Consider the following 8,668-nt stretch of genomic DNA (forward strand, 5'->3'; position numbering starts at 1 on the left):
CCATGAACCCCGGAACCCCGCACTCTGGAGCGCACGAGACGTGAGCAACATCCCCGAGACCGGCCGTACCCGGCGGGTGACGATCCGTCTGGTGGTACTGCAGATCCTGGTGCTGTCGCTGCTCGCCACCCTCGGTGGCCGGCTCTGGTACCTGCAGATCCGCAACGCCAGCGTCTACACCGCCAAGGCGACCGGCAACCACATCCGCGAGGTCGTCGAACCCGCCGTGCGCGGCGAGATCCTCGACGCCTCGGGCCGCATCCTGGCCGGCAACGAGACCCGGCTGGTGGTCTCGGTCAGCCGCACCTCGCTGCTCCAGCAGAAGGACGGCGGCAAGGCGGTGCTGGGCCGGCTCGCCGAGGTGCTCGGCATGCCGGCCAAGGACGTCCAGGAGAAGGTCCGGCTCTGCGACGCCAAGACGCCGCAGCCGTGCTGGAACGGCTCGCCGTACCAGCCGATCCCGGTCACCAAGGAGGCGACCACCCAGCAGGCGCTGCAGATGATGGAGCGCCGCGAGGACTTCCCCGGGGTGACCGCGCAGCCCACCGCCGTGCGCCACTACACCGGCGTCGAGGGCGCCAACATGGCCCAGGTGCTCGGCTACCTCTCGCCGGTGACGGACGAGGAGGTCAGCAAGACCGCCGACAAGACCGGCCTGGACCGCTACCTCCCGGCCGACCAGATCGGCCGCGCCGGCCTGGAGTCGGTGTACGACCGCGACCTGCGCGGGACGGCCGGGATCACCAAGCTGGAGGTGGACAACCTCGGCCGGGTGATCGGCAACGCCGGCATCGTCGAGCCGCAGACCGGCAACAACCTGGTGACCAGCATCGACGCCCGGGTGCAGAAGGTCGTCGAGGACAACCTGGCGCAGGCGATGAACGACGCCAGGAAGACCTTCGACAAGGTGACCAACCGCAACTACGAGGCCGACTCCGGCGCCGCGGTCGTCATGGACGTGCACACCGGGCGGATCGTGGCGATGGCCAGCGCGCCGACGTACGACCCCAACCTCTGGCAGGGCGGTATCTCCGGCAAGGACTACCAGGCGCTGACCAGCAAGGACTCCAACTTCCCGCTGCTGAACCGGGCCATACAGGGTCAGTCCGCGCCCGGCTCGACCTTCAAGGTCATCTCCACCACCGCCGCCGTGCAGGCCGGCTACTCGCTGGACGGGACGTACCCGTGCCCGAAGAGCATGACCATCGGCGGCCGTGAGTTCAAGAACTTCGAGAGCGAGAGCTTCGGCTCGATCACGCTGGAGAAGGCGCTCGAAGTCTCCTGCGACACCGTCTTCTACGGGCTGGCCTACGACCAGTGGATGAAGGACGGCGGCATCAAGCCGAAGAAGGAGACCGCCGACTGGTTCTTCAAGACCGCCCACCAGTTCGGCCTCGGCGCCAAGACCGGCATCGACCTGCCCAGCGAGGTCACCGGCCGGGTGCCGGACCGGCAGTGGAAGCAGTCCTTCTACGACAACAACAAGGACGCCTGGTGCCGGCAGGCGGAGAAGGGCGGCAACACCTTCTCCGACCAGATCGCCCGGGAGAACTGCGTCGACGGCTACCAGATGCGCGCCGGTGACTCGGTCAACTTCGCGATCGGCCAGGGCGACACCCTCGTCACCCCGATCCAGATGGCCCGGATCTACTCGGCGCTCGCCAACGGCGGCACCTTCTACCGGCCGACCGTCGCCAAGGCGGTGATAAGCCCGGGCGGGGAGCTCGTCCGCGAGATCGCCCCGCACGAGGACGCCAAGTTCCCCGGCGACCAGAAGCTGCTGAGCTACATCGACCAGGCCACCGCGGGCGTCGTCACCAGCGGTACCGCCGCCTGGAAGTTCACCGGCGCCGGCTGGCCGCAGGGCAAGATCGAGCTGCACGCCAAGACCGGCACCGCCGAGGTCGAGGGCAAGCAGACCACCTCGTGGCTGACCACCTACAGCGGCGACTACGCGGTCGTGATGACGATAAGCCAGGGCGGCACCGGCTCCGGCGGCTCCGGCGACGCGATCCGACGGATCTACCAGTCGCTCTACGGCGTCGACGACAAGGGCAACATCGACAACGGCAAGGCGCTGCTGCCCAAGCCGCAGGCCGAGCTGCCGAAGTTCAACGCGGACGGCACCGCCATCATCAAGCCGGCCGGCTTCACCGCCGCCGCCGGGGACCCGGGCGTGACCGGCGGCTCGCCGCGGGTCTTCCTGGACCCGGCACCGCCGGCCGGCCCGCCGATCGCGCTCGCCGCGGTGGACGCCGCCGCCGTCGAGCCCAACCGGAGCACCGGAAGGAGCCGGACATGACCTCCTACGGCTCGTACCGCCAGCTGCGGCTCGCCCCGCAGCGCAGCGGGGTCTCGAAGGCCCTCGCCAAGGACTCCCCGCTCTGGCGGATCGACTGGATACTGCTGCTGGCCGCGATGGTGCTGTCGCTGGGCAGCTCGCTGCTGGTCTGGTCCGCCACCCGGGGGCGGGACTCGCTCACCCACGGCGATCCGCAGTACTTCCTGTTCCGGCACCTCACCAACGTGGTGATCGGGCTGGTGCTGTGCGCGGTGGTGATAGGGATAGGGAGCCGGCGGTTCCGCACGGTGGTGCCGTTCCTGTACGTCGCGGTGATCCTGCTGCTGGTGGCCACGCTGAGCCCGCTCGGCTCGACCATCAACGGCCAGCACTCCTGGATCCAGCTCGGCGGCGGCTTCTCCGTCCAGCCGGCCGAGTTCGCCAAGCTGGCGATCGTGCTGGCGATGGCCGTGGTGCTGTCCGACCAGGTGGACGCGGGGGAGCGGGAGTTCCCCTCGCACCGGGCGGTCTTCCGCGGACTGGTCTGGGCCACCGTGCCGATGGCGATCGTGATGCTGATGCCCGACGCCGGGTCGGTGATGGTCATGGCGGTCATCGTGCTGGGCATCCTGCTCGCCTCCGGCGCGGCCAACCGCTGGGTGTTCGGGCTGATCCTGGCCGGCGTCGGCGGCTGCGTGGCGATCTGGAAGCTCGGGGTGCTGAGCAAGTACCAGATCGACCGCTTCGCGGCCTTCGCCAACCCGGCGCTGGACCCGTCCGGAGTGGGCTACAACACCGCCCAGGCCCGGATCGCGATCGGCTCGGGCGGGCTCACCGGCAAGGGCCTGTTCCACGGGACGCAGACCACCGGGCAGTTCGTGCCGGAGCAGCAGACCGACTTCGTCTTCACGGTGGCCGGCGAGGAGCTGGGCTTCCTCGGGGCGATGGCCATCATCGTGCTGCTCGGCGTGGTGCTCTGGCGGGCCTGCCGGATCGCCCGGCACGCCACCGACCTGTACGGCACCATCGTGGCCGCCGGCGTGGTCGCCTGGTTCGCCTTCCAGGGCTTCGAGAACATAGGGATGTGCCTGGGCATCATGCCGGTGGCCGGCATCCCGCTGCCGTTCGTCTCCTACGGAGGGTCGTCGATGTTCTCGACCTGGGTGGCGATCGGACTGCTGCAGGCGGTGCAGAGCCAGCGGCCGATAGCGGCCTGAGCGCACGGACGCACCGGCGGGGCCGGTCCGGGGTCACCCCCCCCGGACCGGCCCCGCCGCCGTGCGGGCGGCCCGCCGCTACCGGCCCTGGCCGCGCAGGCAGGCGGCCGCGGCGAGCACCGCGCGGGTCTGGTGGGCGGTCTGGACCTCCACCGGCACCCAGCGGGCGCCGAAGCGGTGGCGCAACTGGTCCAGGCTCTCGGTGACGATCCCCAGCGCCCGCTCGCGGGCGGCGTCCACGGCCGGACCCCCGGTGTCCGCCAGCAGGCGCAGCAGCACCGAGGCCACCCGCAGCGGGATCCGCGCGGCGGCGAGCCCGGCGGTGGTCACCCGGGAGACGGTGAGCGGCTGGGCGCACCACTGCTCCAGCCACTCGTCGGCGACCGGCGAGCAGACCGCCAGCGTGAACTCCACGGCGCGCACCATCGGGCCGTAGGCCCGGCGGGCGTGCGGCGGGACGTGCACGAGCAGGCCGGACAGCTCCTCGGCGCGGTCCCGCAGCACCCGGGCGGCGGTCCCGACCGCCTGCCGGACGGCCGGGTGCCGGCGGCCGTCCCCCACCGCGTCGACGGCCCACATCGGCACCTCCAGGACGGCCGTCACCCCGCCGTGGCGGCCGGCGTACGACCAGGTGGACAGCTCGGGCTCGTCCGGGAGCGCCCGGGACAGGCCGGAGCCGCCGGGCGCGGGCATCAGGTACGTCCCGGGGGCGGGGCTGGCCCAGCCGACCGCGTCGTACGAGTCGACGTCCAGCGGGACGGCGCCGCGCGCCGCCGAGCGGCCGAAGCGCTCGGACAGGCCCGGGACGGGCCCGGTGAGCTGCACGAAGGCGCCGCCGAAGTCCACGCCGTGCAGGGAGCACTGCAGGAACGGCCGCAGCTCGTCGATCAGACCGGTCAGCGCCAGGCTCTCCGGCATCGGCGCGCGGCCGGCGCCGGCGGGCGGCAGCAGCTCGGGCTGCTCCTCGAAGGAGGGCCGGAAGAAGTGCTCGTAGTGGCGGCGCATGGTGAGCGGTCCGTCCAGCCAGCCGGCGTTGAACGCGGCGCCGTCCGGGTCCAGGCAGGGCAGGATGTGCCAGGAGACGCCCGGCCGGGGCGGGTGGTCCAGCAACCGCTCCGCCAGCCGCAGGGCGCTGCTGACGCCGACCGGCTCGTTGGGGTGCGGGCCGCCGACCACCAGGACGGCGTCCGGGCCCTCGTCCACGGAGAGCAGCAGCAGCGGGTGCCCGGCCCGGGAGCGGCCCACCTCCCGCAGCCGGCAGCGGCCAGGGTGGCGGCGGGCGAGCAGGCCGGCCGCCGCCTCGGCGCGGGCCACCGTGAGGTAGCGGTCCGCCTGCTCGGGCGCGGGGTGGCACTGGGGCACCCGCCGGCCGGTGTCGGTCATGTCAGGAGGCCGGTGTCGGTGCCGTCGTGCATGGTCAACTTCCTTGTCCCGATGGCGTGCAGGGCCTCCCGGCGGAGCCCTGCCAGTACCGCATGGGCCGTCCGGGGCTGTCAACAGCCGATTCGACCCCCGCTCGGGGGCCGGCCGGGGCCCGCGGCCGGCCGGAGCGTCCCGGGATTCGGCTACCCTTGAGGGTCACCCCTCCCAGCCGTCGCGCACCACCCCACCGGGTCCGATGCCAGCGACACCATTCAACGTCGTAAGGGTTCCTAGTACATGACTGTCGAATCGGTCTTCCCACGCCTGGAGGCCCTCCTCCCGCACGTCCAGAAGCCGATCCAGTACGTCGGCGGCGAGCTCAACTCGACCGTCAAGGACTGGGACGCCTGCGACGTCCGCTGGGCGCTGATGTACCCCGACGCCTACGAGGTCGGCCTGCCCAACCAGGGCGTCATGATCCTCTACGAGGTGCTCAACGAGCGCGAGGGCGTGCTCGCCGAGCGCACCTACAGCGTCTGGCCGGACCTCGAAGCGCTCATGCGCGAGCACGACGTCCCGCAGTTCACCGTGGACGCGCACCGGCCGGTCAAGGCCTTCGACGTGTTCGGGCTCTCGTTCTCCACCGAGCTCGGCTACACCAACATGCTGACCGCGCTCGACCTGGCCGGGATCCCGCTGGAGGCCCGCGACCGGACGGTGGACGACCCGATCGTGCTGGCCGGCGGCCACGCCGCGTTCAACCCCGAGCCGATCGCCGACTTCATCGACTGCGCGGTGGTGGGCGACGGCGAGCAGGCCGTCCTGGACATCACCGAGCTGGTCCGCGGCTGGAAGGCCGAGGGCCGCCCGGGCGGGCGCGACGAGCTGCTGCTGCGCCTGGCGCGCACCGGCGGCGTGTACGTCCCCCGGTTCTACGACGTGGAGTACCTGGCCGACGGCCGGATCGCCCGCGTGGTGCCGAACGCGCCGGGCGTGCCGTGGCGGGTCTCCAAGCACACCGTGATGGACCTCGACGAGTGGCCCTACCCCAAGCAGCCGCTCGTCCCGCTCGCCGAGACGGTGCACGAGCGGATGTCCGTCGAGATCTTCCGCGGCTGCACCCGCGGCTGCCGCTTCTGCCAGGCCGGCATGATCACGCGCCCCGTGCGGGAGCGAAGCATCACCGGCATCGGCGAGATGGTGGAGCGCGGGCTGAAGGCCACCGGCTTCGAGGAGGTCGGCCTGCTGTCGCTGTCCAGCGCCGACCACACCGAGATCGGTGACATCGCCAAGGGCCTGGCCGACCGCTACACCGAGGACAAGATCGGTCTGTCGCTGCCGTCCACCCGGGTCGACGCCTTCAACATCGACCTCGCCAACGAGCTCAGCCGCAACGGCCGCCGCTCGGGCCTCACCTTCGCCCCCGAGGGCGGCAGTGAGCGCATGCGCAAGGTGATCAACAAGATGGTGTCGGAGGAGGACCTCATCCGCACCGTCTCCACCGCGTACGGCAACGGCTGGCGCCAGGTGAAGCTGTACTTCATGTGCGGCCTGCCCACCGAGACCGACGAGGACGTCCTCCAGATCGGTGAGATGGCGAAGAACGTCATCCAGAAGGGGCGCGAGGTCACCGGCCAGAACGACATCCGCTGCACCGTCTCGATCGGCGGGTTCGTGCCCAAGCCGCACACCCCGTTCCAGTGGGCCCCGCAGCTGTCCGCCGAGGACACCGACGCCCGGCTGGCCAAGCTGCGCGACTCGATCCGCGGCGACCGCAAGTACGGCAAGAACATCGGCTACCGCTACCACGACGGCAAGCCCGGCATCGTCGAGGGCCTGCTCTCCCGGGGTGACCGCCGGATCGGCGCCGTCATCCGGGCGGTCTACGAGGACGGCGGCCGTTTCGACGGCTGGCGCGAGCACTTCTCCTACGACCGCTGGATGGCCTCGGCCGAGAAGGGCCTGGCCGGCACCGGCGTCGACGTCGACTGGTACACCACCCGCGAGCGCACCTACGAGGAGGTGCTGCCCTGGGACCACCTGGACAGCGGCCTCGACAAGGACTGGCTCTGGGAGGACTGGCAGGACGCCCTCGAAGAGGTCGAGGTCGACGACTGCCGCTGGACCCCGTGCTTCGACTGCGGTGTCTGTCCCCAGATGGACACGGCCATCCAGATCGGCCCGACGGGCAAGAAGCTCCTGCCGCTGACGGTCGTCAAGTAGGGCGGCGCACGCCATCGCGGGACCCCGGCCGGGCGCTCCGGCCGGGGTCCCGCGCATCCGGGCTGACCAGGGGCGGAGCGAAGGTGGCGCGCGGGCGCGTACCCTTTGGGTGACAGAGTCCGGAGAGTGGCGCGATCGTGTCACGCCGGACGGGGACATCTGACTAAGGACTGAGCGACTCTGGCACGCCGTACGCCCGACGGTCCGCCTCCCGCGCCGACGGTGCAGCGGATCCGTCTCCGCTACACCAAGCGCGGCCGGCTCCGCTTCACCAGCCACCGCGACTTCCAGCGCGCCTTCGAGCGCGCCCTGCGCCGGTCGGCCGTGCCGATGGCCTACTCGGCCGGCTTCACACCGCACCCGAAGGTGTCCTACGCCAACGCGGCCCCCACCGGGGTGGCCAGCGAGGCGGAGTACCTGGAGATCGGCCTGGCGGCCCACCGCGACCCCGAGGAGCTGCGCGCGCAGCTGGACGAGTCGCTGCCGAAGGGCCTCGACATCATCGACGCGGTCGAAGTCCGGACGCCGAACTTCGTCGAGCGTCTGGAAGCCTCCGAATGGCAGGTCCGGCTGGACGGTGTCACCGGGCCGGAGGCGTCCCGCGCGGCCGCCGCCTTCCTCGCCGAGGAGCGGGTCGAGGTCGAACGCCGCACCAAGAACGGCGTGCGCGTCTTCGACGCGCGCGGCGCGGTCGCGGCGCTGGAAATCCTCTCGCCGCAGGTCGACGACGGTGCGGACACGGAGGGCGAAGGGGCCCGCGATGTTCGGACCGGCCGTGCCTGTGCGATACTGCGCCTGGTAGTACGACACGCCACACCAGCCGTACGACCCGACGACGTATTGTCCGGTCTCCGTGCGACGGCTGACCTGGCGCCGCCGGTCCCCGCAGAGGTGACCAGGCTGGCGCAGGGGCCGCTCGACGAGGAGACCGGCACGGTGACCGACCCGCTGGCGCTCGACCGCGCCGCGGCCCCGGCCGGCCCTGTGGCCGCCGACGAGCCGCGCGCAACCGCGTCCGCCTAGCGGGCGGAGGCCTGGTCCAGTGCCTCACTGGACCCGTTGGTCCTCCAGGCCCCCGCGGCTCCCCAGGGGAGCGAGCGTCGTCGAAGCACAGGCCGGCCTCTTGTGGCCCGCCGACCCGGATGGTCGGTGGGCCCGAGGTCCCCGTCCGGGAGCCACCCGGGGTTGGGGAACGGCGCAGCTTGGGAAAACCTCAGAAGACTGGGCAGACCAGAAGACTTTCGACACCCCGCCGCGTGCGGGGCGCCGAGCGAGACTACGAGCCCCTGTGCGGCCTCGCGTCCGCACGGCGGCACCAGGAAAGGCTCCGGCCCGAGCATCCTCGTGATGCCGGCCGGCCACCGGTGCCCTGCCGTGCCCGGATACGGAGCCCGGGGGCCTGACGGGAGATCCACCCGCATGCTCGATAACACCGATCCGCAGCAGAACGCGGCGCCGGAACCGAACGAGAACACCGCCGCCACCGGCGACGGCACGACCGGCGCACCGCCGCGCCGCCGCCGCCGTGCGGTGTCCCGCCCCGCGGGCGCCCCGCAGGGCGAGGCCGCCGACGGCGCCGAGACGG

At 72.0% G+C, this 8,668-nt stretch carries 5 protein-coding genes; 4 read left to right on the forward strand and 1 reads right to left on the reverse strand.

Features of this window, described 5'->3' with window-relative positions:
• The first annotated feature begins 40 nt into the window (after positions 1 to 40).
• Both mrdA and rodA read left to right on the forward strand, forming a co-directional pair.
• On the forward strand, positions 41 to 2,302 hold the full coding sequence (gene mrdA / locus ACFWA9_RS24185; RefSeq protein ID WP_329487628.1) for a penicillin-binding protein 2: 2,262 nt from the start codon (positions 41 to 43) through the stop codon (positions 2,300 to 2,302).
• The gene (gene rodA / locus ACFWA9_RS24190) at positions 2,299 to 3,498 is read left to right on the forward strand and encodes a rod shape-determining protein RodA (RefSeq protein ID WP_352289164.1); all 1,200 of its coding nucleotides are present in this window, start codon (positions 2,299 to 2,301) and stop codon (positions 3,496 to 3,498) included. The genes mrdA and rodA overlap by 4 nt, the downstream gene beginning before the upstream one ends.
• A gap of 78 nt (positions 3,499 to 3,576) precedes the next feature.
• On the opposite strand, the gene ACFWA9_RS24195 is transcribed toward rodA, so the two are convergent.
• Positions 3,577 to 4,881, reverse strand: coding sequence for a M14 family zinc carboxypeptidase (locus tag ACFWA9_RS24195; protein WP_380389665.1), 1,305 nt, complete (start codon positions 4,879 to 4,881; stop codon positions 3,577 to 3,579).
• A gap of 276 nt (positions 4,882 to 5,157) precedes the next feature.
• Here ACFWA9_RS24195 and ACFWA9_RS24200 point away from each other — a divergent pair, with 276 nt between their 5' ends.
• Both ACFWA9_RS24200 and ACFWA9_RS24205 read left to right on the forward strand, forming a co-directional pair.
• Positions 5,158 to 7,083: a TIGR03960 family B12-binding radical SAM protein gene (locus tag ACFWA9_RS24200; RefSeq protein ID WP_329487625.1), complete on the forward strand. Its 1,926-nt coding sequence runs from the start codon at positions 5,158 to 5,160 to the stop codon at positions 7,081 to 7,083.
• Between the two features lie 222 nt (positions 7,084 to 7,305).
• On the forward strand, positions 7,306 to 8,106 hold the full coding sequence (locus ACFWA9_RS24205; protein ID WP_329487624.1) for a TIGR03936 family radical SAM-associated protein: 801 nt from the start codon (positions 7,306 to 7,308) through the stop codon (positions 8,104 to 8,106).
• Positions 8,107 to 8,668: the final 562 nt, after the last annotated feature.

The organism is Kitasatospora sp. NPDC059973, assembly GCF_042737525.1.
Classification (GTDB): Bacteria; Actinomycetota; Actinomycetes; order Streptomycetales; family Streptomycetaceae; genus Kitasatospora.